The following is a 23,323-nucleotide window of genomic DNA, read 5'->3' on the forward strand; positions in this document are numbered from 1 at the left end:
GCGTCATGTCCGGCGTAACTGCGGTCACGCTCTGCGCAGCCACGCCAGATCCAGCCTCTGCCATCGATATCGTCCTCTGTTCAGAAGACACCACGAGCGGCAATTGGCGAACCCAGTGCCGCAGGAAGCCCAAGGACGGAGACGCTGGTGGCGTGAGCGGCATCGCCCGAGTTCGCTACGAGACCAGCAAATACTATGCGCAATACGAGTTCTTTGCCCTCGGAGAACGCAGCAGCCTGATCAATAACACCACAACACGCGCTCTTTTCAGCATACGTGTTGCTGATAAAAATGGACTAATGCACGCCAGGTGGGCTGGCTGGCTCGAACCAGGAGAAATCGAAGACCTCAACCACGAGTGGCCGGACAACCGCAGGGTTGAAATTTCGGTCACGGTCCAAGGGCGTGGAAAGGCACAGATCGATACTCTCCGCACGTGACAATTACGCGGTGGAGGCAAGCGGTGTGTACCGCAAGATCAGCCTCGACTCCTCCGCCATCCCCGTTGCCTCCACATCCACCGTGTTGACGCCCTTGTTGAGCGGCCACAACGTGGAGCCCGGCTGTGTCAGGAGCCGGTAGGCGCGCTGCCCGTTGAGCCGGACCGACTTACGCCGGGGGCGGGTGTCGATCACCAGCTCATCCCCGGACTCCAGCCCGCCCCCGATCTCCATCCACCGGCCGGTGGTGACGTTGGTCAACCGGACACCGGGGGCGATCGGGCCCCGCAACGTCCACACCGGCCACGTCTGCGCCGACCCGCCGACACGGATGTTCATGCCGGGGCCGATCGCCGCCGACCGTTTCACCTTGACGGGGAGGATCGGCAGCCATTTACGGCCGTCGTCCGAAGGCCCCCGGTAAACGACCTCCACCGGGTCCAGCTCCCAGAACGGCTGCTCCGCCCGGAACAGCAGCCCGAAGGACGCCCACAGCAGCCCTTCCACGTCCCGGTCCATCTCCCCTTCCGCGCCGGACTCGTAGTGCGCGGTGATCGACCTGCGGGTGCCGTCGAACTCCTGCACGGTGATGGTCCCCCGCCCGCCGCCGTTCACCCCCATCGGGTCCAGGTCCTCAGCGAGTCGGCGCCGCCGGTCGATGATGTCGCCCCGGGACTCCCCGTGGATCTTGATGGGGAAGAACAACTCCCGAGGAAGCGCCCGCACCCCCGTCACCTGGTCACCGTTCAACACCCCCGACTCGCGCCGGTAGAACTCGTACTCGGGCATCCCGAGGCCGCGGGCGCCGTCCATCAGGGTGTAGCCGCGCGCCCAGTCCGTGAGCACGGTGGTGTCGCCCGCTGCGCTGGTCCAGGTGATCCTCGTTGCGTAGGAGGGTTGGCGGGGCGGGAGCCCAACACCGGGCCTACCTGGTGGTGTGGGTGGCAGGTAGATGATCGGCATCGGACAGCCCGCCCCTTTCCTCGGTTGTGGTTACGCCCACGACGGGTGGAGTGCGTCCGCGTCCGCCTGGGCCTTCATGACCTCCCGAGCAGTGGAACGCGCCCGGCGGGTCTCATAGACGTTGAACGTCTGGTTCGGACGCTCCCGGCGTCGGCCCGCCCGGTTGTCCTGCACGTCCCTCCACTGCCCGTCCGTGATGACCGGGGCCGGGTTGGGGTGCAGATCAGACAACATCTTGCGGGACTGGCGGTTCGACATGACCCGCGTGCCCCGGGAGATGAAACCGAGTTCGGGGCCGTTCTCACCGAACACCGACCACTCACCGACTGGCGGGGTGCCGCCGGACGCGTACCCCTGGACCTTGACGGTGTCGACCGCGCGCAGTAGCTCGGTCAACGCCGGAGTGGTGCGCGGGGAGTTGACGGCCTCGTCCTGCCACCACAACCCGCCCGTGGCCAGGTTCTTCGGCCTCATGAACTTCGCCGCCCGAGACGAGTACGACGAGTACTCGCGGACGGCGTTGCCCTCGTTACCGCCGATCGTGGACCCGTTGTCGTCCACGATGATGTTGATGTGCTGCCACCCGCCGGGCCCCCTACCGGAGTACACGGCGAGGTCCCCGGGGCGGGACGCGGCCACACTGGACACCGAGTCCATGGACGAGTTCGCGAACGAGGTGACTGCCGCCGAACGCACGTTGGAGTACGCCTTCTGGGCCTTGACCTCCTTGATCATCTCGCTGACGAACATGGCGCACCAGGGCTGGCCGCCCATCCCGAAAGCCCTCGTGAACTGGTTCGGGTTCCCGCTGATGCCGACGTACTTCGCGGCGTTCTCCGCGACCGCTTTGCCGGTGCCGCCGAGCATGGACCCGACCGTGTTTTTCAGCCAGGTCGCGAGCTTGCCGACCATCGCACCGGGGACCGCGGTCAAAAGGTCACTGAACCGGCCTTCGGTGAACCGGCCCTTCATCGTCTCGATGAGGGGGTCCAGGACGGCGCGGGCGGCTGAGGCGAGCCCGTCCCCGTCGAAGATGCCCTTCAGGCTGGACCCGAAGTTCTGGACGCTCTGCCAGATGCCGCCCTTGTCGAAGGACTGCACCGGGCTGTAGATACCGCCCGACGCGAACCCCAACGCGGACTGCACACCGCCGATCCCACCGGAGCGGGCAGCGGCGTTGATCGCGTGAACCCACCCCGGCCCCACTGCCCGGGTGAATTCGGGTCGCATGATGGCTTCGCCGCCGGACAGTTCAAGCCGCCCGCCGGTAGGTGAGATGAACTTGTGTGGGTCGCGTCCGGGTGTGTATCCGGGCATGATGCCGCCGGTCGCGAAACCGTTGATGCGCGGCAGCTGGGACATGTTGACTAGGTCGGCAACCTTGTTCCAGGTGGCCCTGATACCATTGTTATAGACGGTGTTGACCAGGAACGTGATGGGCTTTTTGGTGACCGATTCAACCTTTTTCCAGGCCGTTTCGATACCATTTTTAGCGCTCTGGAAAGCACTAATGGCCCTGTCTCGGAAATTGTTCAGGAGCGACACAGCACGATCACGCAAACTGGTGACACGTGACACCACCCAGTCACGGGCGTTCGTCACCAACGCCGTCGCCTGATCCCGCAGTCCACGAACCGCGCCAACACCCCGGTCACGGGCGTTCACCAGAGCCGACACGACCCTGTCACGGAGCGCCAACACCCGGGCCACGCTCTGATCTCTCAGGTTCGCGAAGAACCCCAGAGCCCGGTCACGCATTTCCCGAACCCGAGCCACGCTCTGATCCCGGGTATTCGCGAAGAATCCGATCACCCGCGTGTAGAGGTTACTGATATACGCGACAGCTTGGTTCCGGATTTCACGGAATCTAGCTCCGACTTCAGCGACCTTCGCCCCAAGGGCCTGGGCTGCTGTTTCCATCAGCCCAGTGAATTTCTCCCAAATCCACTTTCCGAGCTCAAGGACAATAATTCCGAGAACGAACAGGATTGCCGCACCAACAGTCAGGAGCAGCACGGGAATGGCGAGGGCTACAACGAGAAAGGCAATAGCCAGACCCGCGACGATCTTCGGACCCCATTCAACGAACCAGTCCTTGACCTTCGCCGCGTTGTCGATCCAGCCCCGGATCTTCTCCGGGAGGTCACGCGCCCACTCCTTGACGGCGTCCACGACCTGACCGAGCTTGACGACAGCCCGGTCACGCATGGTCAGCACCCACGCCACAGCGGCGTCGATGTCGATCGCGTCGGAGATCCGGCCAGGGATCTCCTTCGCCCACGCCACGGCGGCGTCGATGTCCACCAGGTCAGCGATGCGACCCGGCAGACCCTTGAACCAGTCCGCGATGTTCGTCCCCGCCTGGCGGAGACGCGCCACAGCTTCCGGTCCGACCCTGGACGCCCACCCGACCAGCGAACCGGCGAGGCCGGCCACCTTCTCCTCGACCAACCCTGGGAGGCTCTGCGCCCACGCGATGATCTCCCCGGCCACCGCGCCCAGCTTCGGGCCGAGTTTCGCCGGGAGTTCCTGGGCCTGGTCGATCAGCCAGTCCAGGCCGCCGGTGATGTGTCCGGCGATGTCCTGACCGATCTGAGTCAGGGTGGCCGGGTCGAGGATGGTCTGGAGGAGCCCGAGGAAAGACTCCCCTAGGCCCTTGCCGCCCTCCCAGATCAGTCGGGGAAGGTCCTGGACCCACGCCCGGATGTCTCCGCTGCGGTCCCTGAACCAGTCGACGACGGATGTTCCGGCGTCCATGAGGGACTGGCTGATGCCGCCCAGGCTCACTTCGCCGGAGAACAGCCCGGTGAGTTTGTCCCACGCGGCCGTGACCTTGCCCCACGCCTCGGAGGCGATGTCGGCCACCCACTCGTACCCGGCGACCAGGCCCGGCCAGACGGTGCCGGTGAACCAGTCCGCGACCGGTTGCACCTTCGCCTTGACGGTGTCCCACGCCTTGGTGACAACGGCCCGGAACTTGTCGCTGCGCTTCCAGGCGAGGACGATTCCGCCGACCAGTGCGGCGATGGCCACGACGACGATCCCGATGGGGTTCGCCGTCAGGGCGGCGTTGAGCAGCCACTGGGCGCCGTTCCAGGCCAGCGTCGCGCCCCGGACGATCTTCGACCAGGTGTTGTGGAGGATCATCCCGGCCACGGACCGATTGACCCTGGCGGCCTGAAGCCGAAGCGCAAGGGCGTTGAGACGGATCGCGGCGGTCAGTCGGGTGATCAGCGGGGTTCCAGCCGCCCACACTGTCCCGGCCCCTCGCCACCCGGTGATCGCGGCGGTGAGGAACGTGGCGGACCCGCTGACAGCAGCGGTCAGGGCGCCGATGGTGCCGACGACCCGACCACCGATCCACAGAATCGGGCCGAGCGCGGCCAGCAACCCCACGAATCCGGCCGCTGTGTTCAACAGCTCCGGATTCGTCTGGGACAAGTCCTGAATCACCGAGGTGAACGACTCAACCCGATCGGTGACAGTTTCCAGCATCCCGCTGTCAGCGATAGCCAACAACAGGCCCTCGAACGCGGACTTCAATTCCAGGATGGACCCGTTAAGGCCTTCCATCTGGATATCCGCGATCCGCCCCGCAGTCCCACCTGAGTTTTCCAACTCGGCGGTGAAGTCACGCAACGCCCCAGACCCCTGATCAAGGAGCGCCATCATTCCCGGACCCGCTTCGAGCCCGAAAATCGTGATCATGTCAGAAGTGGTGGCACCCGCAGATTCAAGCTGCTCGAAAATGTCAGCAAGGGGAAGCATGTTCCCGGCCGAGTCAGCAACAGAAACCCCGAGCTCATCCAGGGCATCCGAAACGGCACCGGTCGGTTTCAGGAGTCGGCTGATACCGCCACGCAGCGCCGTACCAGCCATCTCACCCTGAATACCGGCGTTGCCGAGCATTCCGACCGCTGCCGCGAGTTCCTCGAATTGCAGACCGGCTGAATTCGCGATCGGCGCAATGTACTTGAAGCTGTAACCCAGTTGGGTCATGTTGACGTTCGAGTTCGTGAACGTCGCGGTGAGGATGTCGTTGATCCGTGCGAGTTCGGACGCTTCAAATCCGAAACCGGTCAGGATGTTCGATGCGATGTCAGCGGCTTCGCCTAGGTCGATCGCGCCCGCAGCCGCCAGGTCAAGGGTTCCTGGGAGCGCTGACATGATTTGTTCGGTGTCGAATCCGGCCATGGCCAGAAAGCCCATGGCGTCAGCGGCTTCCGACGCGGAGAACCGGGTGGTTTCTCCGAGTTCCCTAGCAAGCGCGTTGAGAGCGTCGAAATCTTCACCGGTCGCACCTGAAACGGCGCGCACCCGGTTCATTTGCTGCTCGAAATCACCCGCTGTCTTCAGCGTCAACGCGCCGAATGCGGCCATCGGCGCGGACATCGCCACCGTCGTCTGCTGACCGGCAGCGGTCATCTCCGCACCAGCGGACCGCCACGCCTGACCGGCCTGCGCCACACCCTCACGGGACGCGGCGACGATCGCACCGCCGACCGCGCCGGTCATGGCGGAGGTGATCGCGGGCCCTGCCGAGGTGATCGTGGAGCCGAGCGTGGACATCGCGGACGACCCCGCGTCACGGGCAGCCGTGGCCGCACCGGACACCCACCCGGAGAACCCGTGCACGGGTGGCTGGTACGACTGCGCCATCGCCCGCGACATGGCGGCCCCGGCCTGCTCCCCCGCCCGCCCCGCCTGCGCGGACAGTGCGGCCGGGAGGGTGCGGGCCGTGGTCTGCGAAACCGTGGCCATGGCGTCGCGGGTGGCCTTCGCCGTGGACTCCGACAGGGTCCGGGACAGGGATTGGGAGGCTTTCCCGGCGGAGTCCGCGAGCGCCGCCCCTGCCGCGGTCCCGGCCTTGCTCATCTCCTTCGGGAGCTTCTTCGTGGCGGCGGCGGAGGCCTCGTCAGCGACCTTCTCCCCCGCCTCCTTAGCCGCCCTCGCCCCGTTCCTGCCGACCTCCCGCGACACCTCGTTGACCATGTCCGCACCCATGCGGGCACCGGAGGTCTTCGCTGCGGCCATGGCCGCCTTCGTGGCGTCCCCGGTGAGTCTGCGGGTGAAGTCCCGCATCGAGGGGAGGACGTTGAGCCATACGGCGCCTACGGTGGTCGCCACCAGGGCCCCCTTGTTCTAGCTGAAAAGGTGTTGGAAATCGGGGGTGAGGCGGCCGACCATCTGAGCGAGAGCGGACGCGCGCTTCTCGGCCTCGGCGGCCTTGCGCTCTTCCTCGGCGTGGTCCACCGGGCGCGGCAGCGGTTCCGGTTTCTTCACGCTGCGCGGGTTCTTCGAGTTGACGGCCACGGTGTAGGTGGCGTGCTCCCGCACCGCGTCACCGATCGCAGCCAGCAGATACGTCTCAACGGTCCAGGAGTGGCCGCGCACCTGCCGGTGGCGTGCCGACGTGGGCGGCAGGTTGTCGATCAGTACCCGCAGCTGGTGGAGGGTGACCCGGCCCTCGGCAGGCGGGTCACCCCCGGTCAGGTCCGAGTGGAGGGTGACCATGTAGTCGCCCAACCAGTCCCGGCCCCCGTACTCCGCGATCAGCGCGGCCTCGATCGCCTCGACCTCCTCGGGGGTGTCCCCGAGCAGGTCGGTTACTTGGTAGGGCCCCCGTCAGCGAGCTGCCCCTGGGTGGACTGGTTCAGGTCCAGGAAGACGAGCATGATGTCCGCGTCGCGGTGGGTGGGGTGTGCACGGAACCGCTCGTACTGTTCCTCGCCGAGGATCGCGCGGGCCTTGTCGGCGGTCTTCTCTGCGGCGTCGACCGCGTCGGACCAGGCGTCGTCCGCGAACAGGGGGTGAGGGATCAGGTATTCGTGGCCGTCGTCGAACTCGTAGCCGACGACGGGGTTCTCAACCGATTCCAGTTCGAGCTTGTCGGCGTACTTGCGGCGGACGGCGTCGAGGGTGCGGCGGGTCTTGCGGTTCTTGGCCTCGGCCATGAGGATTCGTCTCCAGACGGGTGCGGGGTGGGCGCTGGGGTAAGCCGACCCCGGGTGGGGTCAGGTGAGAACCCGGCCGGTGGGGCTCACCCCTGTGGGCCACCGGCCGGGTTCAGATCGTGGGTTCTAGTCGAGGTCGACCGACGCCGACGCCGGGGTCACCGACAGCGACTCCGGTTCCGGGTCGGGTGCGGGAACCGTGATGGTGGACGTGCCGGACAGACCGGAGTGGGTGCCGGTGATCGTGCACTCTCCCGGGCCGGTCGCGGTCACCAGACCACCGCCGGACACGGTCGCGACCTGCTCGTCGGAGGAGGTCCAGGACGCGGTGTCGGTGACGGTCTCCGTGGTGTCGTCGGTCAGGTTCAGGGTTGCGGTGAGCTGAAGGGTCGCCAACGGGGCGCCTTTCTACAGGTTGAGGCGGGTGACGCTTAGCCCCATCAGGGCTGTTCAGTCCAGGAGGACCGTGGCTGTTGGAGGCGTCACCGTCAGGGAGAAGGGTCGGGCTCCGGGGCCGGGTCGTTGGCGAGTTCACGCCATCCGGGGCCGTCCATCCAGTGCAGGACGTCCGTGCCGACCTCTTCGTCCTTGTACGCCTTGATGGTGGCTTCGTAGCCCTTGGCGTCGGCCCGGTTCTCCGTCTCGTCACCGATCTCCGTGACCGCGCCGGACGGGTAGAGGCGGGCCCGGATCTTCTCAGCGCTCGTGGTCTTGGAGTAGTCGACCGCGACGAACAACCACCGCCGGTTGAGGACCTGCGGGACAGCGGGCTTGGCCCAGGACAGCGGGACACCGAGCTGGGTGCCAAGCTGGGAGAACGGCAGCCCCTCGTAGAGCGCGATGGCCACCGGAGACGTCTCCAGCATGACGATCTGCGACGTCGAGGTGTCGGCCTGCACGTCATCGCGGATGCTGGCGGCCTCCTGCGCGGCCATGGTCTCCCCGATGTCCCGCTCACGGGAGTGGGTCATGCCGTCCTCGGTGAGGTACCCGACGGGGTACCAGCCGGTGGGCAGGGCGTTGAGGTTGCCGTCCTCGTCGAACAACTCCGTGGGCAGGGCGACGGAGGCGTCAGCGACGAACACCGCGACGAACAGGCCCTTAAACACAGCGTTCTTGGTGACGCGGTACTGGGATTCGACAGTGGCCACCAGGGCCACCTCCTTTTGGGCATACAGGAAGAGCCCCGGGCCGCTGGGCGGCGGGGGCTCGCGAAAGGTCAGGTGGGGAGGCGGCGCAGGCGGCCGGGCCCAACAGGTGGGCGGGGCGCGGGCGGCTCTCAGAGAAAGGTCAGAAGCGGGTGGTCACCCGGAACACACCGAACGCACGCACCACCGACTCGTCCTCATACGGGGCCGCACCCGGCGCCATGTGCACGGCGCAGTCATCGACCAGGAGGCCGGCGTGGTGGCGGGCAGCGAGACGTTCGAGAACGGAGGTGGTGGCGCGGACGGACGCCCACAGCACGTCGTCGGAGGTGTCGTACCAGTCGACGTCGAGGAGGGTGGTGGTGTCACCGGCCCATGTGGTGGTGCCGCCCGGGGACGGCCGGAACCGGACCAGCGGCATCGCCTGTTTGAATCGGTCGGTCGCCGGATTCTTGGAGACGGCCCGCACTTCCGGGAGTTCCTGGGTGTGCCAGGAGATGACGGTGGCGAGCAGGTTCGGGCCGTCCACGTCGAGGCGGGTCACCGCACCCTCCCTGCGGCTTCCAGCAGGGACAGCAGGTGAGCGCGTTCCCCCATGTCGGTGGTTTCGGCTCGCACCTGCGCCTCCGGGCGGCCCTTGCCTCGGCCGCGGTTCCGGGTGCCCTCGCGGACGGTGATGGTGGCGTTGATGCCCATCCCCCGGGCCAGGGCGTTCGCGTTGGTGGCGATGTCGCGGGCGCGTTGGGCGGCGGCCTTGCGGACACCGTCTTCGCGCATGGCCTCTCCGACACCGACGTAGTCGATGCGGACGGTCTCGCCGGGGCGTTGCGGTTTCACGGTGTCACCCCTTCACTTCTCGGAGGCGGACGGCGGTGTGGTCGAGCAGGCCGGACGCGGACCGGTGGTACTGGGCGGGCCCGTGCACCTCCGCCCGGTGGGGTCCGTGCTCGAACGCGTCCACGGCGTCCACGTCTGTGTCGAGGCCGGGTAGGTAGAGGTCCCAGTAGGCGACGGTCTGGTCGCGCTGTTGATCGTGGCGTTCGGCCCCGTCGATGGCCTGCCACGAGCACCCCTCGACGGTCTCGCGGGTCTCGGTGTGCACGTCGTTGCCGTACCGGTCCCGGCCTGCCACGGTGCGGCGCACCAGGGTCACGGTGTCGGCCCAGATGCCGGTCATGAGCGGGGGCCGAGCGTGTACCGGGCGAGGGCGGCATGGTCGAACTCGGACAGCTCGACGGCTGCGCGGAAGCGGACGGTGCGCCGGTCCACGGTCTCCGAGGCGACGCTGACGGGGATGTTCGCACCCCGGGCGGCGACCTCCACGCACAGCTGGGTCAGGTTCGGCGGGGTCGGGTCGAACCCGCTGCTGTGGTCGACCTCGATCCGCCCGAACCCGGACGGCCACCGTCCGCCGACGCGTTCGAGTTGGCCGTACCGGCGGGACAGCCGCCATCCGGAGTCCGGGACCGTGGCCCCGTCGACCCGCACCTGCCGCACCTCGTGCACGTTCATGGCGTGCAGGGTCAACAGCCGGTTGCCGCGCCCGTCGTACTCGTCACCATCCACCTCATGGCGGGCGATGTGCCACCCGGCCGCGTCCTGGATGTTGCGGGACGCGGCGGCCAGGAGGTGTTCGGCGTGGTCGGGTTGGCGGGCCTCGGTGTGGTGCGGCCAGTCGTCGACGGTGGCCAGCACCGGCCAGGTGGCGGAGGGGTCCATCTACTCGTCCCCCTCCTTGGTCTTGCTGGCCTTGGCCTTCGTCTGGACGGTGGGCTTCTCCTCCGGCTCGCCGGGGATCAGCTTTCGCTGGCGGGCGTCCGCCTCGGTCAGCTGGATCTTCGTGGCGTAGCCGTTGATCTTCACCGTGTAGACGTGCAGCTTCGTGTCGGGCTGGGTCACCTCTGTCACCCCCTTCCCTCCTGTGATCACGCTGGGGCCCTGGCCCGGTGTGCCGCACGACGCATGGTCAGCGCTGCACACCGGGCACACACCCCGCTTGCGGCGGGTGAACATCAGACCCCGGCGGCGTCTTCGAGCGCCTGCACACGGGCGGCCAGCGTGGACAGCGCGTCCGTGGTGGCGAGGTTGGAGTGGGTGTGGTTGCCCGCGGCGGCCGTCGATGCGGTGGTGCCGACGGTGGGCGCGAACGTGGTCGGCTTGCCGGTGATGTCGGCCCACGCGACGGGGCCTCCCCCGCCGTCGCCGGTGTCTCCGAGCAGATCAGCCAGTTCGTCAGCGGAACCAACCGACCGAAGCCGCCCCTGGAACTCGCTCATGTAACCCTCGGTTGCCATAGGGGGACCTCCTAAGCGGCCAGCTCGACCTTGACGAACGCGGACGGCTGGAGGACAGCCAGGGCCACCCGGCACTCGCCCAGGACCGCGACGAGGTTGCGGGTGAAGAAGTCCGCGTGACTGTCAGTGACGGTGATGGACGCTTCCTCACGGTCGTACAGGACCGCCTTGGACCAGTCGCCCACGTACAGCTCGCCCTGCGGGACGGCCTCGTTCTCCACGATCGGCAGGTTCCACAGCGAGGTGGTGCCCCCGGCCGCGACCGGGCCGCCGAGCACGTACCGGCCCTCGTTGTCCTTGACCAGGTCCATGTTCTCCAGGTCCAGCGGGTTCGCGCCGATACCGTTCGCGACCGCGCGGGCGCCCAGCCGGGTCATGGTCTTGGCGCGGCGGACCGCTTCGATGTTCGCGCGGACCGGGTCCATGCTGCCCGCGTTCACGGTGAGGACCTGCACGCCCGGGGTGTTGGCGATACCGCGAAGGGAGTCGCCAGTGGTGCCGTCACCGTTGATGATCTCCCGGTCAACCTTCTCCTCCAGGCCGTAGCGCAGGAGCGCGTCCACGAGGGAGCGGACCTGGGCCACGTCGGACAGGGCACGCCGGGTGAGGGCGAACCAGTGCGCAAGGGTCTTGACCGTGGTCGACTCGGAGCGGGTGGTGAACCCGGACAGCGGCTTGACACCGGTCGCCGGGGACGGGCTCTCCGGGGTGGCGGTGCTGGTGGACTCGGCCACGAACTCCGCGTTCAGCGTCACCGCGTCGATGTACGTGTACTCGATGGTGTCGCTGGTGGTGGTCGCGCCGGTCACCAGGTCGCGCATGGTGAGCGGGCGCATGACCGGGTCCAGGCCCAGCTGGAGGCCGCGGTAGTCGGGGCGAACCAGCCCACCCGCGCTGGAGCGGTCGCCGCCGGTCAGCAGCAGGTCCTTGTACGCCACCGGCCGGGAGGAGATGCGCTGGTTGGAGTTAAAGTGCTGGCCGGTCTTCTGGGAGAGCAGCGACTGGAACTCGTCCGACTCGGTGTAATGCTCACCGAGGGACTTGCCGCCCAGGTCACCGATCTTGCCGTTCGGGACCAGACCCTTCGCGCCTCCGGGCTGGTGCCCGATGCCCTCGATCTCCGCGAGAGCGGCCTGGAGCTGGCCAGAACCCTGGTAGGCCTTGATCTCCGCGACGAGGGCGGTACCGGCCTGGAGGTGTTCGCCAGCCTTGGCAGACTCCTCCGGGGTCATGTTGCGGGCCGCGCCCTCAGCGGTCTTGGCGATAGTGTCGGCGGCTTCGAGCTGGTGCTTGAGCTCGGCCTTGAGCTCGTCGATGGTCTTGCGGGGCATTCGGTGGTTCCTCGTTCCAGGAGTTGGAGCGAGGCGGCACCGGTGCCGGGCACACCCACGGTGGGGTGGCGGGGCTGGTGTGGCCTACAGGTGCTGTTGGGGTTGGTGTGGGTTACAGGGAGGCCAGGTCGGCGTTCAGGGCGGCGAGCTGGGCGCGCAGCGGGTCCGGAGCCGGGGGTTCGGGCGCGTCCGACTTACCCTCGGGGGTGTCGTCGGTGGCGACCGGGGCCGGTTCCGGAGCGGGCTGCTGGCTGAGCCAGTCGGAGAGCGTCTTGACCTGGTCGGTGAGCGCGGCGACGGTGGACGCGATGGTCTGCCACTCGGGCTCTGGTGTGGTTTCGGGGTCGGGTTCGGCCGGGGCGGGGGTCGGGTCGGGTTCCGGGGCGGGTTCGTCCGGGGCCCCCGGGTCGAGGCCGGGGCCCCCCGGGGCCGCGTCATCTCCGGGGCTGCCGGACTTCGCGGCCAGGACCTCCGCGACGATGCTGCGGACCCGCTCCTCCGTCAGACCGGTCTCCGCGGCCTTGACGGTGCCGAGGCTCGTGGCCTGGTTCATGCCAACCAGGCACGGCCCGACCTCGAACAGCTTGATCTCGTTGAGCGCGTAATGGCCGGGTTCCTCGTCGGACTTGCCGTCGACCCACTCACCGCCGCCCGGCGGGATCTCGTAGCCGAACGAGAACTGGGTGACGCGGCGGCCCTTCAGCAGCTTGTACACCTTCGCGGCCTTGGGCTCGTCCAGGTCCAGGCGGGCCTTGATCCACAGGCCGTCCTCTGTCTCCTTGGCGTCCTCCACCACACCGATGTGGGCGTCCGGGTCGGACCAGTTGTGCGACCAGATCACCGGGAGCGGGTCACCCTTCAGGGTCCACTCCGCCAACGTCTTCGTGAACGCGCCGGGGGTGATCTTGTCGCCCCCGGAGTCAAGGTTGTACGCGGCCACGATCGCCTCGAACACCCCGGCATCGGTGCCCTCGTGCTCCCCGGCGGCCTTGATCTGGACGGGCACGCTCTTGGTGCGCATCATGTGGTTACTCCTCATCCGGCGTGCCGCCGGGGTCGTCGTCGGTTTGCGGGGTGCCGGTGATGGAGAGCATGCATTTGCACTTCGCGGACTCGCGGGCAGGCAGGATGCTGTCGCCGGGCCACCGGGCGCCGTTCGCGAATCGGCTGTCGATCGGTACGGTCTGGCCGTTCAGGCGGGCGTGGGAGGCGCGGGAGTTGTTGGCGGTGGTGCGCCACGTCTTCCGGGCGGAGGACCCGAATACCTTCCGGGCTTCCTTCACGCTGGTGTAGCCCGCGACGTGCAGGGACTGGCGGGCGGCCAGCTCGGCGGCCCGGGACGCAGCCCAGATCGTGAACAGGTGCTTCAACGCCTCGGCCGGATCATCTGCGTCGAGGGCTTCGGTGACCTGCTCGCGGGACGTCTCCGTGGCGGCCTCGGCCTGCCCTTGGGCGTTCGCGGCCAACCATTCGGCGGTGTCGGCCGGGTCGTAGTCGGCCGGGTCGGCGCCCATGTCCTCCAGGGCGGCGCGCGCCGTCTGTGCGGCTACCCCGGTGTTGAGGGTTTCGAGGAGGAGAGCGAGTTCTGTCTCCCACCGGTCCCAGTTCACGACGTCGGCCGCGTTCTTCGTCAGGACTCCGCTGGTCTTCGCAGCACCCAGCAGCGACCCCAAAGAGCGGGCCTGGCGGGCGAAGTACCTGGACAGTTCGACTTCGACGTGCTCCACCGCGTTCTCGGGCGGGGCGGTCTTGACGTGGATGGTGCGGGCCTTCGTGGCTGAGGGCAGCGCCTTGGCCGGGTCCGGCGGCGGTGCGGAGTCGCGTGGGTTCGCCTGCCCGCCCTTGATGACGTTCAGCGGGGTGATCAGCTCGTCGCCGCCCTCGATCGCGGACAGGTTGTCCAGGGCGCGTTGTTCGTTCACGGTCATCCACGGGCCACCCACCGCAGCGGAAGCACCGGCCGCGCGCTCCTCGAAACTGCCATTGAGCTTCGACCGGATGTCGAACTCCAGGTACACGAGGTCCGGGTCCGCGAGTTCGGGGACGAGTTGGATCTCCAAAGACTCGTCGATGTCGACCAGCCATGGACCCAACGTGTCCTGGTACAGCTGTTTGTGCTGCTCACGGATGTTGCTGAACGTGGCGTGGTCGAGGATGCCGACCAGAGGGGGCGGGATGTGGTACGCGGCGGCGACCTCTTCCCGGGTCAGCTTCCGCGCCTCGATGTACTGGGCCGCGCGCGGGTCCAGCCCGGCGGGGACGTAGGTCATGCCGTCCTCTAGGACGGGCACACCCCCGGCGTCAGCGCCGTCACCCGTGTACAGGTCACGGAACTCGCGCTGGAACCGGGTGCGAGCCTCCTCCGACCAGTCCCGCCCGTTCTTCGGGGCGGGCCGCTGGATGAACCCCGACGTGCGGGCACCGTTCTTCCACATCTGCTGCCGGTGCCGGTTCGCCTCGTACTCCTCCAGCAGGATGTTCCGCAGCGCCGACATCGGAGACGTGCCGTGCCACAGCGAGTCGACTGCGTACCCGTGCAGGTGGATCATGTCCTCCGCCGGAACCCGGACCGTCCCCGCCACGATGTACTCGCCGGGTTCGATCCACGACCCACCATCGGTGGTGACCCACGGGCGCGGCACCGGTAGTAGTCCGATGACCCGACCATTCTCGTCACGGATCTTGGCCACGAACGCGTCGTCGTAGATGGCGCGGTCGGCGACGATCCGGAAGAACAGCTGGTAGCGGGTGAGTTTCCGGCCGGGGAGCGGGGTGCGGAGGAGCTTCGGGAGCGGGTGGTTGGTGAGGCGGGCACGGTCGACGTCGGACCGGCGTTCGTAGGCGTGCAGGGTGAGAGAGGCGATGTTGCGGGCCAGGAACGTGACAACGGTCTGCACCTGCGGTTGGGCCTCGAAGATCCGCCCGTGCTCCACCCACGTGTTCCCGAGCTGGATCGCAGCGGGGAGCGTGTACCCGCTGTGCTCCCGCACCTGTTCCAGCTGGCCGCCGGACACGATGAGACTCACGGGCGGATCACCTGCCAGAACTGGATCTGTGAGCGTTCGATGACGACCGCGCCGTCGCACGGAGTGATGGTGAGGTCGGATTCCAACCGTTCAACGTTACGGAGTTCCACCAGGGGCCCGGCCTTCCGATAAAGGACCCCCCGGAATCCGGTGCCGTCATACAGGTTGATGACGACCTCACGGCGGAGCAGCAACCGGAGCCACGGGAACACGACGGACACCACCTTTCTTGAGTTGAAACGGATCCGAAATCACGAACGCCCTAGCAGCCAAACTGAAGATCGGCTATCATCACTGCACCGCTAAGCCCATCTTCCTACAATGAGGAATGCATGTTCGACTGGATTGCCCAGAACTGGATTTCGCTTGGAGCAGGAATCGCAGGCACCGTTGGTGCATATTATGCATTCAAGGCCTGGGAGGCAAATACCACAAAAGCGAAAATCGAAATCTTGATCCGAAACATCCCCCTCAACCCATCGACACTCTCAGGTGCTCAATACCCGATCCAGGTCTCCCACCAAGGCATCCCGATTTCCAACCCCTACTTTGCCTCCATAAAAATCACCAACTCTGGAACAAAGGACATCCCCAGCTCATCCTTCGACAATAACGCCCCCATCAACATTCACCTCATTTCCAGGCACCTGGCATGCCTTGGCGCCTCAACCCCCATCCACATCGAAGACAGCACCGCGTCTCCGGGGCACCTATGCGCAAACATTTATCCCACTTTGTTCAAGCCCAACGGAACAATCGTAATGGAGTTCATATCTTCAGGTGAGCTTTCGATCATAGAGCACCTCCCACTGATAGAAACCGAGTACGACGTATGGTACGCCAACCAGAAGCCGGAAACAATCGCGACTCATAATATTTCCAGCTTCTATAAGATCAACCAAACACCACCCGAAGAGCGAGAACAACTTGCAGACGAATAGATAACAGTGGGTCAAATAGCATCCGCCTGGTCGGACTGGCCGCTGGTAGTCCGTATACGGCGTCCTTATTGCAACTAGACTGTCGCCTAGGCGACGGTGATACCGCGGTTTTCGTAAGCGGAACCGCCGTCATCATCATCGTCATCGAGCAGCCAAGCCGAAGCAGCCATGGCCGCCACCGGAACCCCATCAATTCGCTTCCCCGACTTGTCCCGCTCCGGCTTGTCCGGCCGGATCAAGTCGGGGTTGTACGGGGCACGGCGCACCTCCACCGAATCGAAGCAGAACGCAGCGACCGGGTTGCCGTGGTGGTTGAACCGGCGAGTCTTCACTAACCCCATGACCTCGTTCAGGCCCGGCGTCATCCGGTCGTAGGTGTTCTTGTACGCGACGATCTCGCCCTCATCGACATCGAGGCCGGTGAGCTCACCGACCTTGTTGATGACCGGCCACATCGACCACTCATCGGCGTGCACGGACCGGAACACGAAGTGCTCCCCGTCCGCGCCGATGTCGTCGTACACCCGGTCGTAGTCGATGATGTTGCCCTCGGTGATGGTCAACCAGCCCTGTTCAGCCCACCGGGTGAACGCGCCGTCGTTGTCCTCGTCCAGCTTCTGCAACGCCTCTTCGGGGAGCCAGAACCGCCACAGCACGTCGACCGGGCCGCCCTTCTCCACCGGGGGTAGGAGCACACACCAGGCGGTCAGGTCGAACTTCGCGGACAGGTCGAACCCGCCGTAGGCCTCCCGGCCCGCCAACTCCTCACGGACCTCGTCCGGGTGGGTCCACACCTGGCCCGGGTTCTCCCCGTACAGGTGCATCGGCATCCAACGGGTGGCCTGACGAACCCACTGGTTCAACCTGAACTGGCGGAACGCGTTCTCCTTCGCCGGATCATGCCTCGCATCCGAAGCGGCCTGCCGGAACTTCTCCACCGACAGGAAGTCCCCCAAAGCGGGGTTCGCGATCTCCCACGTCGCCTCGTCCCACGGGTCCGCTTCCTCCGGGGTGTTGCGCAGGTACACGAACGTGTGCGGCGACCGGTCGGGCATGTCGAAGATCCTCTGCATCTCGTTGTGCATGTTCGCCGCGAACGACGCGGGGTCGTTGCCCGCGGTCGTCGCCGCGATCATCAACGGCTGGCGGCGGGCCCCCGAACCCATACCGGTCTCCATGGCGTCCCACAGGTCCCGCTTGCGCCACGCCAGGATCTCGTCGGCCGCTACCCCGTGCGGGTTGTAGCCCAGGGCTCCGGCCGCGTCGGCGGCGATCACCTGGTAGAAGCTGGCGGTCTTCGGGTCCACGATGCGTTTGTTGGCGTCCTTGACCTGCAACCGGCGCGAGAGCACCGGGGACAGCTGGACCATGCGCTTGGCGACGTTGAACACCAGGGAGGCCTGGTCGCGGTCGCGGGCGCACCCGTACAGCTCGGCTTCCTCCTCGCCGTCAGCGACGAGGAGGTAGAGCATCATCGCGGCCTGGATCTCGGACTTGCCGTTCTTGCGGCCGAGCTCGATCCACGCGGTGGAGTACAGGCGGACGTAGTCCTGGTACTCGTCGGACCATCGGACGTTCCCGAACAGCGGTCGGATGATGTCGTCGCGCTGCCACGGGGTCAGCACGAACGGCTTGCGGGCGTAGACGCCCTTCGTGTGCACCAGGACCTCTTCGATGAACCCTTGGGCGTGGTTCGCGCGCGGGACACAGAAGTGGGCGCCTTGTTCGTCGCAGGTGAGGTCGTCGTGGGTCCAGGAGCAGAGCGGGAGTTCAGGCGAGGTAGCGGTCTGCTCCACCGGTCGGTGCCTCCCGTTCGATCTTGAGGTCCGCCCTGTCGGAGGGGGTCAGGCCGAAGCGGGCGCCGATGCGGGTCATGGTGTCGGCGTAGTCGCGGGCGATCTGCACGGCCGGGTTCTTGACCCGCTCGCCCTTCTGGCCGACGACCATGACGCCGTGCTGGGTGATCTCTTCGACGGCTTCGCGGTGGCGGATGACGGCGTCGCACCACACAGCGAACGCGTCGACGTCCCATGGGGTGAGGACGCCTTTGCGGTGGAGGTCGGGGGTGAGCCGGTTCCACACGTCGAGGGCGGTTTCCCGGTTGTCGTCTCCGGACAGGTTGTCGAGTTCGACGAGCCAGTGGGGGGCGACGATGTCGTCTTGCCCTGGGAGGGGTTCAGAGTGGTTGATGCGGTCCTGGCGGGTGCCTTCCAGGACTTTCAGTGCGGAGGGTTTCTGGCGGGTGCCTCGTTTGCCCACAGGGGTTGCCTCCCCCCCGGGCCGGATATTTTTCGGGAAACTCGTCGGCGTTGACGGAGAGTCACCCGCGCGCCCGGCATTTGCCCAGGTCACAGCGATTTGGACCCCCCTACCCCTTGTGGTGGGGCGGGTTGGGTTCGGGCTTTGACCTGGGGTTTTGTGGTGTTCTGGTCTCGGGCGGGGTTCGGGTGGGTTCGGTGGGGTGGCTACCCGGTGGTGACTACCTGGTCGATGTGGCCGGGTGTGTACCGGTTGTGCCAGTCCGTGATGTGGTCGGTCCACTGTGGTGGGCGTTGGGTGTGGGCCCTGCGGGTGAGTGTGTCCTGGTGCGCGGTGATCATCACGATGTTCGCGCCTCGACGTTTCCATTCGGCTCGCGTCTGGGCTCGCGGTGCGGAGTGGATGATCCAGGCGGCGCGGACGTTGTGGTCGCCGTGGAGGAGCCGGTTGATGATGGCGTCACGGGCGTCGAGGGCGAACGGGGCCAGCGCTGGGGGTTGGTCGTGGTGGCCGCGTGTGGGGTTGGCGTTGACCGCGGTGTACAGGGCGTCGAGGTCCACGATGAGGTCACCCGATCGGGCGTGGGTGGTGACCCAGGTGTTCTTGCCTGCGGTGGGTGGGCCGCACACCAGCGTCACCTTGTGGGCTTTGCCGGTGCGGTGTTCGCATCGGGGGCAGCGAGTTCGTGGGGTGGGGGTGGTGGTGGGGCATCCGGGTGTGGGGCAGGGGTGGCGCACGGGTCCTCCCCTCCGGGGTGGGTGTGGGGTGCCCCTTCCCCCGGGTGGGGGTGGGGTACCCGTGGGGTGGGGGGTCTACCAGGGGGCTCCCCCGTACCAGCCCCCCGGGTTCGTACCGGCGGTGTACCGGTTGTGGCAGGGTTCGCACAGGCCACGCCCGTACTCCGGGTTGTCCGCGTCCAACCCCATCGCCACCAGGGTCTTGCGGTCGAGCGGGTGGTGATCCGCCACCGTCGCCTCGGCCTTCCGGCACACCCGGCAGATCCGGTCACGCGCCAGCACTCCGGGCCGGAACCGTTGCCGGTGGCCGCGCCCGTACCCCTGGGCGGTGGAGTGGCCCCGGCGTTGGCGAAGGTCCCGGTTCGATCGGGTACGGCACCCGGTGCAGGTGGCTTTCCCCGGGCGGGCCTTCCCCCGACACCCAGGGGTCTTACACGGCTGCTTCGGGCGAGAAGTCACCAGACCCCTAGACGGTGAATAGCAATGGGCTACAATGATGGAGACGGCGCCACCGTCACGGAGCACACAAGGTGTGTTCCCTAGCGCGCACCTCACGGACCCAGCGGGCATGAGGTGGCCGCTATATGAGTCCATCAGGTTTGCTAGCACTCGTCCCCCTCCTCATCGTCGCGGCCGTCTTCTTGGCGATCTTCTTCGGCGTAGCCCTACCTGCGGTTTGGTCAAAGCAGGCCGCTCGCCGCAAAGCCGCGCGCGACGTGCTGAGTCTCTTGCTGGACGCCTGGGTGGAGCGCGCCAAGTTCAAGGCGTTGGCACAGACTCAGCGGAGGAGTCTTCTTGGCGGGGCAACTCCGCCGGGGGGTGCGCTGCAAGAGGGGGATGCGGAATCCCCGCCCTGATCGCTTACGTGTTGACATCGGTCTTAGCGGTGTACGAACGCCGCTGGGCCGGTGGGGCTCTGCCTTCACAGTCACTCGAACTCTTGAGGGCGCTTATGGGGGTTACGTCAAGCTCGAAATGTCGCAGGGGACAGCTACCGTCACTGGCATGACTGAGAACACGAAGGACCTCGAAACGCAGGCTCGTGACGCTGTCCTGTCACTGATCAAGACGGCTGCGGAGAACACCGAGAGCAAGTACCCCTATAACACGGAGGCCGCCAGGAACGTTGCGGCGGCCTACGCCTTGGTGACCGGGCAGGCCGCCCCGAACGCGGATGCGGTCACGAAGCTGGTCGGCAAGATGTCCTAACCAGCACGTTAATGGCCCGGAGTCGTCTTGACGGCCCCGGGCTTCTTCATGCCCCGGGTGTCAGCCGTCGTTGGTTTCGTCCATCCCCCGGCCCTTGGTGCGGATGTGGGGGTTGCACCGGCAGGTCCCCGGGTGCGGGCGTCCGGTGCGGGCGATCCCGGCGTTCGACCGGAACAGGACGTCGTCCAGGGCGTTGAGGGCCAACTCCTTGTCCGGGCCGTCCGGGACGTGGGTGTTGATCAGGTGCGCGAACGCGAGCGCGCCACCTCGGACTGTTTGGTGGGCGTTGATCGCGGTGGGGGTGTTGGAGGGGTGGTACTTGTACCGGTGGTCGATGTCTGCGGGGCTCACGGGACCTCCAAGGGGGTTCGGTGACTGTGGGTAGACGAAAACCCCGGAAGGTCAGCGCCATCCCGGGGGTTGCAACTACATTCCGTTACACGTTGGCGGCGGCGATGCTGAACGCGTCATCCCACGCCGCCCGCTTCTTCAACGGCAGCCGGTAGAACCCGGGCAGCTTCACAACCGCAATCGGCCCTTCCAGGCCGTGCAACACGCCCGCGTCGGCAGCGAGCACCAGGAACCAGTCCGGGGAATCAACCCGATCGAGACGAACCTGGTCGCTCACCCACTGCTCCCCCTCCTGGTGATCACCAGCGAGGACGAGGATGCGCAACGAGGCGGGGCCGGGGCCGCTCGGCGGGCCCGCGGTGATGGTGTCCGTGGGGCCTGGGGCGGCTTGCCCCAGCAGTGCCCAGACTTCCGCTGGGGTGAACCCGGCTGCTGTCAGGTCCTTGCGGTACTGGCCGAGGGTCTGCGCGGTACTCACTCGGCACCGTCCACGTCGTCCTCGACGAACTTCGAGGTCGCGACCTCCTGAACGATGGTGGCCGCGACGATCGAACGCGCCTGCCGCTTAGTGAAACCCGCTCGCCTAGCCTGCTCCACCATGCCCGAAAACGCGGACAGAGCTTGCCCCCATTGCTCCTGGACATCGAACATGGCCTGCGCCTGCGGGGTTCCAAGGAGCCGGTTCCGGGTTGTGCTGGCCACAACGGGCCTCCTGTCATGCCTGGGGGTCGAGGTGGTGGATCATGAGGGACGGAGTCCCCCGAACGCCGGAAAGGCGACAGATCATGCGCGAAGACCTCAAGAACGCCACCCGGACAGGCGGGTTCGTCGGCCTCAAGAAGGCATTGGCCGTCGCGGAAGCCGAGCTCGGCGCGGGCGAGACCGTGAACGCCGCCGGGGCCGGGAACCTCGATGGGAAGGCGTGCGTCATCGTCGCGACCCCCCGCCGGGTGCTGTTCGTGTCCGCCGGGATGTTCGGCCGCACGTCCACGTCGTCAGTGATGCTGCCCGTGGCCGGGGTGGACCGGGGGCGGGGGAAACTCACCCTGCAAACCGTGGGGGGTGAGCGGACGTTCCGTGTGGTGTCCGGGGGTCGGGAGTTGGAGCAGGCGATCATGGACCCGGATGGTGGTCCGGTGCAGACGTGGCTCGACAAGTCCGAGAACACCCAGGCGGGTGGGAAGCTCACCGCGGTCGCGGAAAAGCAGTTCGCGGAGTTGGGCCGGATGCTGTCCGACGGTGAGATCACCCAGGCCGAGTACGAGGCTCGGCGGGCGAAGATGGAGAAGATCCTGGGCAAGTAGGTGGTGCCCCTGGTCGAGCTTCGACAACGCCCACCCCCATGGGGACGTCGGAGCATCAAAACCAGGGGCACGTGTGGGTGCCCGACAGGCGCAGCGCAGGCCGGTGTGCGTGTAGCGCGTTGTGGTGTGCCTGGTGGCTGTCGGGCAAGCATGAGGTGGGCCCGGGGTTCCCCGCCGGAGGATCAGGGAGATCCCTCTACCTGTCCCGGGCCCGTCCCGGCCCTCTCAAGGAGGTCCGGGAGTGTGTGGGGCCCGCACGCCACCGCCACAGGGACGTGCGGGCCAAAAGCGCCGGCCTCAAGGGCACGGCACGAACTGGGTGGCTCCCGGATCAGCCCGCAACCGCGCGGGCCGCTTTCTTCGGGTCGCCCTTCACGAACGTCAACACGTACTGGTGGTGACGCCCCATCTTCCGAGACGCCCGCCACTGGTTCCCGATCCTCATCGGTACAGTGCCGAGGGTGTTCATCAGGATCGCGTCGTTGTACAACCGGGCCCCCACCGACTCATGGGCGGCGATCGTCAACGGGGCGAGCCCGCGGACCATCCCCCGGTAGTCACGCACCTCACCGACCACCCATGTCGCGAACCGGTTGGGTCTCAGCGCCCGGATGGTTTCGGTGATGATCTGCGTGTACGCGTCCTCGAAGTCGGCCCACGCCATGTTCGACAGGTCCTCGGGCAGGTCGGAGTACACCTCAAGGTTGTGGTACGGCGGGCACGTGAACACGTAGTCGAAGTGGTCATCGGGCAGGGTCGGGGTGACGTCAGCGGCGTCCCCCACGATGTACTCCACCCGGGTTTCCGCCTCGATGAGGCCCCGTTCGTGCCACGCGTCGATCTGGGGGCGGTTCGCGTCGACCTGCTTCTGGGACAGGTCGATGCCGGTGTAGTGGTATCCGCCGTGTCCGGCTACGAGGCCGCGCACAGACCCTCCGGCGAACGGGTCGAGGATGTGGCCGTTGGCGGGGGTGTACCAGTCGTAGGAGAGTTCGGCTAGGACGGGGTCGAAGGTGGACAGGCCGTCGCTGATCTTGCCGAGCTTCTGGGAGACGTCGTCGCCGCCAGCGGTGTTCCACGTTTTCGTGTGTTCGCGCCCGGCGCGGGAGTTGAACCCGAGGGCGTTCCACGCGCGTTTGCGGTCCTGCCATTTGCCGACGTCGGCGCGCAGAACGCTGAACGGGTGGATCGTTTCCGGTTTGGTGGCGGGGGTGTCGAACAGCGGGGTCACGGTGGCCTTTCCTGGGTGGCCCGAGGCAAGGTGGTGCCGTGCCGTGACCGCCGGGGGATGCAGGGGTTCGTGCTGGGCCCCTACCCGGGCGGTGGTTGGTGTGGTGCGCGGCGCGGGCTCGCCCTGTTGCCGTGG

28 protein-coding genes are annotated in these 23,323 nt (G+C 66.9%); 4 read left to right on the top strand and 24 right to left on the bottom strand.

The genetic code is table 11. From position 1 onward, the window contains the following. Window positions 1-152: 152 nt before the first annotated feature. Window positions 153-440: a hypothetical protein gene (locus AC0VYL_RS16285; protein ID WP_475480673.1), complete on the top strand. Its 288-nt coding sequence runs from the start codon at window positions 153-155 to the stop codon at window positions 438-440. A 3-nt stretch (window positions 441-443) separates the two neighbouring features. Here AC0VYL_RS16285 and AC0VYL_RS16290 read toward each other — a convergent pair whose 3' ends face one another. The 16 genes from AC0VYL_RS16290 to AC0VYL_RS16365 form a co-directional block, all read right to left on the bottom strand. Beyond that, window positions 444-1,403 carry a phage distal tail protein gene (locus AC0VYL_RS16290; protein WP_475480674.1) on the bottom strand — a complete coding sequence of 320 codons (960 nt, stop codon included), beginning with the start codon at window positions 1,401-1,403 and terminating at the stop codon, window positions 444-446. Window positions 1,404-1,433: 30 nt separating this feature from the next. Beyond that, the gene (locus AC0VYL_RS16295) at window positions 1,434-6,530 is read right to left on the bottom strand and encodes a phage tail tape measure protein (RefSeq protein WP_475480675.1); all 5,097 of its coding nucleotides are present in this window, start codon (window positions 6,528-6,530) and stop codon (window positions 1,434-1,436) included. Window positions 6,531-6,545: 15 nt separating this feature from the next. Further along, the gene (locus AC0VYL_RS16300) at window positions 6,546-6,929 is read right to left on the bottom strand and encodes a hypothetical protein (protein ID WP_475480676.1); all 384 of its coding nucleotides are present in this window, start codon (window positions 6,927-6,929) and stop codon (window positions 6,546-6,548) included. An 80-nt stretch (window positions 6,930-7,009) separates the two neighbouring features. Next, complete coding sequence (locus tag AC0VYL_RS16305; RefSeq protein ID WP_475480677.1) at window positions 7,010-7,357, bottom strand: hypothetical protein; 348 nt, start codon at window positions 7,355-7,357, stop codon at window positions 7,010-7,012. 126 nt (window positions 7,358-7,483) lie between these two features. Continuing rightward, window positions 7,484-7,753 carry an Ig-like domain-containing protein gene (locus AC0VYL_RS16310; protein WP_475480678.1) on the bottom strand — a complete coding sequence of 90 codons (270 nt, stop codon included), beginning with the start codon at window positions 7,751-7,753 and terminating at the stop codon, window positions 7,484-7,486. A 92-nt stretch (window positions 7,754-7,845) separates the two neighbouring features. Continuing rightward, a complete protein-coding gene (locus AC0VYL_RS16315; protein ID WP_475480679.1) occupies window positions 7,846-8,508 on the bottom strand; it encodes a phage tail tube protein in 663 nt (220 codons plus the stop codon). A gap of 139 nt (window positions 8,509-8,647) precedes the next feature. Next, complete coding sequence (locus AC0VYL_RS16320) at window positions 8,648-9,049, bottom strand: hypothetical protein (RefSeq protein ID WP_475480680.1); 402 nt, start codon at window positions 9,047-9,049, stop codon at window positions 8,648-8,650. Further along, window positions 9,046-9,342, bottom strand: coding sequence for a hypothetical protein (locus tag AC0VYL_RS16325; protein ID WP_475480681.1), 297 nt, complete (start codon window positions 9,340-9,342; stop codon window positions 9,046-9,048). Before AC0VYL_RS16325 ends, AC0VYL_RS16320 begins: the two co-directional genes overlap by 4 nt. 4 nt (window positions 9,343-9,346) lie before the next feature. After that, entirely contained in the window at window positions 9,347-9,682 is a 336-nt protein-coding gene (locus AC0VYL_RS16330; RefSeq protein ID WP_475480682.1) for a hypothetical protein, read from the bottom strand. Next, complete coding sequence (locus AC0VYL_RS16335) at window positions 9,679-10,224, bottom strand: hypothetical protein (RefSeq protein WP_475480683.1); 546 nt, start codon at window positions 10,222-10,224, stop codon at window positions 9,679-9,681. Before AC0VYL_RS16335 ends, AC0VYL_RS16330 begins: the two co-directional genes overlap by 4 nt. Next, window positions 10,225-10,413 (bottom strand): hypothetical protein, encoded by a 189-nt coding sequence (locus AC0VYL_RS16340; protein ID WP_475480684.1) that lies wholly within the window; start codon window positions 10,411-10,413, stop codon window positions 10,225-10,227. Between the two features lie 104 nt (window positions 10,414-10,517). Further along, window positions 10,518-10,799 (bottom strand): hypothetical protein, encoded by a 282-nt coding sequence (locus tag AC0VYL_RS16345; RefSeq protein ID WP_475480685.1) that lies wholly within the window; start codon window positions 10,797-10,799, stop codon window positions 10,518-10,520. Window positions 10,800-10,810: 11 nt separating this feature from the next. After that, complete coding sequence (locus AC0VYL_RS16350) at window positions 10,811-12,130, bottom strand: phage major capsid protein (RefSeq protein WP_475480686.1); 1,320 nt, start codon at window positions 12,128-12,130, stop codon at window positions 10,811-10,813. Window positions 12,131-12,242: 112 nt separating this feature from the next. Further along, window positions 12,243-13,154 (bottom strand): HK97 family phage prohead protease, encoded by a 912-nt coding sequence (locus AC0VYL_RS16355; protein WP_475480687.1) that lies wholly within the window; start codon window positions 13,152-13,154, stop codon window positions 12,243-12,245. A 4-nt stretch (window positions 13,155-13,158) separates the two neighbouring features. Beyond that, window positions 13,159-15,156, bottom strand: a complete 1,998-nt coding sequence (locus AC0VYL_RS16360; RefSeq protein WP_475480688.1) for a phage portal protein — start codon at window positions 15,154-15,156, stop codon at window positions 13,159-13,161. Beyond that, complete coding sequence (locus AC0VYL_RS16365; RefSeq protein ID WP_475480689.1) at window positions 15,153-15,377, bottom strand: hypothetical protein; 225 nt, start codon at window positions 15,375-15,377, stop codon at window positions 15,153-15,155. Before AC0VYL_RS16365 ends, AC0VYL_RS16360 begins: the two co-directional genes overlap by 4 nt. A 111-nt stretch (window positions 15,378-15,488) precedes the next feature. Between AC0VYL_RS16365 and AC0VYL_RS16370 the strand changes: the two genes are divergently transcribed. Further along, window positions 15,489-16,097: a hypothetical protein gene (locus AC0VYL_RS16370; protein ID WP_475480690.1), complete on the top strand. Its 609-nt coding sequence runs from the start codon at window positions 15,489-15,491 to the stop codon at window positions 16,095-16,097. Between the two features lie 86 nt (window positions 16,098-16,183). On the opposite strand, the gene AC0VYL_RS16375 is transcribed toward AC0VYL_RS16370, so the two are convergent. The 4 genes from AC0VYL_RS16375 to AC0VYL_RS16390 all read right to left on the bottom strand — a co-directional run bounded on the left by AC0VYL_RS16375 (window position 16,184) and on the right by AC0VYL_RS16390 (window position 19,324). Further along, window positions 16,184-17,893, bottom strand: coding sequence for a terminase large subunit (locus tag AC0VYL_RS16375; protein WP_475480691.1), 1,710 nt, complete (start codon window positions 17,891-17,893; stop codon window positions 16,184-16,186). Then, on the bottom strand, window positions 17,868-18,356 hold the full coding sequence (locus AC0VYL_RS16380) for a phage terminase small subunit P27 family (RefSeq protein ID WP_475480692.1): 489 nt from the start codon (window positions 18,354-18,356) through the stop codon (window positions 17,868-17,870). The genes AC0VYL_RS16375 and AC0VYL_RS16380 overlap by 26 nt, the downstream gene beginning before the upstream one ends. Before the next feature lie 206 nt (window positions 18,357-18,562). Beyond that, complete coding sequence (locus tag AC0VYL_RS16385) at window positions 18,563-18,985, bottom strand: hypothetical protein (protein ID WP_475480693.1); 423 nt, start codon at window positions 18,983-18,985, stop codon at window positions 18,563-18,565. A gap of 183 nt (window positions 18,986-19,168) precedes the next feature. Next, on the bottom strand, window positions 19,169-19,324 hold the full coding sequence (locus tag AC0VYL_RS16390; protein WP_475480694.1) for a hypothetical protein: 156 nt from the start codon (window positions 19,322-19,324) through the stop codon (window positions 19,169-19,171). Window positions 19,325-20,098: 774 nt separating this feature from the next. Here AC0VYL_RS16390 and AC0VYL_RS16395 point away from each other — a divergent pair. After that, complete coding sequence (locus tag AC0VYL_RS16395) at window positions 20,099-20,302, top strand: hypothetical protein (protein ID WP_475480695.1); 204 nt, start codon at window positions 20,099-20,101, stop codon at window positions 20,300-20,302. Window positions 20,303-20,362: 60 nt separating this feature from the next. Here the strand turns inward: AC0VYL_RS16395 and AC0VYL_RS16400 are convergent, their stop codons facing one another. The 3 genes from AC0VYL_RS16400 to AC0VYL_RS16410 all read right to left on the bottom strand — a co-directional run bounded on the left by AC0VYL_RS16400 (window position 20,363) and on the right by AC0VYL_RS16410 (window position 21,355). After that, the gene (locus tag AC0VYL_RS16400) at window positions 20,363-20,653 is read right to left on the bottom strand and encodes an Acb2/Tad1 domain-containing protein (protein ID WP_475480696.1); all 291 of its coding nucleotides are present in this window, start codon (window positions 20,651-20,653) and stop codon (window positions 20,363-20,365) included. A gap of 85 nt (window positions 20,654-20,738) precedes the next feature. After that, entirely contained in the window at window positions 20,739-21,131 is a 393-nt protein-coding gene (locus AC0VYL_RS16405; protein WP_475480697.1) for a hypothetical protein, read from the bottom strand. After that, on the bottom strand, window positions 21,128-21,355 hold the full coding sequence (locus AC0VYL_RS16410) for a hypothetical protein (protein WP_475480698.1): 228 nt from the start codon (window positions 21,353-21,355) through the stop codon (window positions 21,128-21,130). The genes AC0VYL_RS16405 and AC0VYL_RS16410 overlap by 4 nt, the downstream gene beginning before the upstream one ends. A gap of 83 nt (window positions 21,356-21,438) precedes the next feature. On the opposite strand from AC0VYL_RS16410, the gene AC0VYL_RS16415 reads away from it, so the two are divergent. Then, window positions 21,439-21,957 (top strand): SHOCT domain-containing protein, encoded by a 519-nt coding sequence (locus AC0VYL_RS16415; protein WP_475480699.1) that lies wholly within the window; start codon window positions 21,439-21,441, stop codon window positions 21,955-21,957. Window positions 21,958-22,288: 331 nt separating this feature from the next. On the opposite strand, the gene AC0VYL_RS16420 is transcribed toward AC0VYL_RS16415, so the two are convergent. Continuing rightward, window positions 22,289-23,188 (bottom strand): methyltransferase domain-containing protein, encoded by a 900-nt coding sequence (locus tag AC0VYL_RS16420; RefSeq protein ID WP_475480700.1) that lies wholly within the window; start codon window positions 23,186-23,188, stop codon window positions 22,289-22,291. Between the last annotated feature and the right edge of the window lie 135 nt (window positions 23,189-23,323).

It is taken from the genome of Nocardiopsis sp. iso_238, assembly GCF_056173325.1.

What these genes read in the sequence shown, in the direction of transcription:
- AC0VYL_RS16330 (WP_475480682.1), bottom strand. Translation starts at nt 9,682, where the DNA reads ATGACCGGCATCTGGGCCGACACCGTGACCCTGGTGCGCCGCACCGTG.
- AC0VYL_RS16370 (WP_475480690.1), top strand. Translation starts at nt 15,489, where the DNA reads ATGTTCGACTGGATTGCCCAGAACTGGATTTCGCTTGGAGCAGGAATC.
- AC0VYL_RS16290 (WP_475480674.1), bottom strand. Translation starts at nt 1,403, where the DNA reads ATGCCGATCATCTACCTGCCACCCACACCACCAGGTAGGCCCGGTGTT.
- AC0VYL_RS16345 (WP_475480685.1), bottom strand. Translation starts at nt 10,799, where the DNA reads ATGGCAACCGAGGGTTACATGAGCGAGTTCCAGGGGCGGCTTCGGTCG.
- AC0VYL_RS16355 (WP_475480687.1), bottom strand. Translation starts at nt 13,154, where the DNA reads ATGATGCGCACCAAGAGCGTGCCCGTCCAGATCAAGGCCGCCGGGGAG.
- AC0VYL_RS16335 (WP_475480683.1), bottom strand. Translation starts at nt 10,224, where the DNA reads ATGGACCCCTCCGCCACCTGGCCGGTGCTGGCCACCGTCGACGACTGG.
- AC0VYL_RS16395 (WP_475480695.1), top strand. Translation starts at nt 20,099, where the DNA reads ATGACTGAGAACACGAAGGACCTCGAAACGCAGGCTCGTGACGCTGTC.
- AC0VYL_RS16350 (WP_475480686.1), bottom strand. Translation starts at nt 12,130, where the DNA reads ATGCCCCGCAAGACCATCGACGAGCTCAAGGCCGAGCTCAAGCACCAG.
- AC0VYL_RS16415 (WP_475480699.1), top strand. Translation starts at nt 21,439, where the DNA reads ATGCGCGAAGACCTCAAGAACGCCACCCGGACAGGCGGGTTCGTCGGC.
- AC0VYL_RS16305 (WP_475480677.1), bottom strand. Translation starts at nt 7,357, where the DNA reads ATGGCCGAGGCCAAGAACCGCAAGACCCGCCGCACCCTCGACGCCGTC.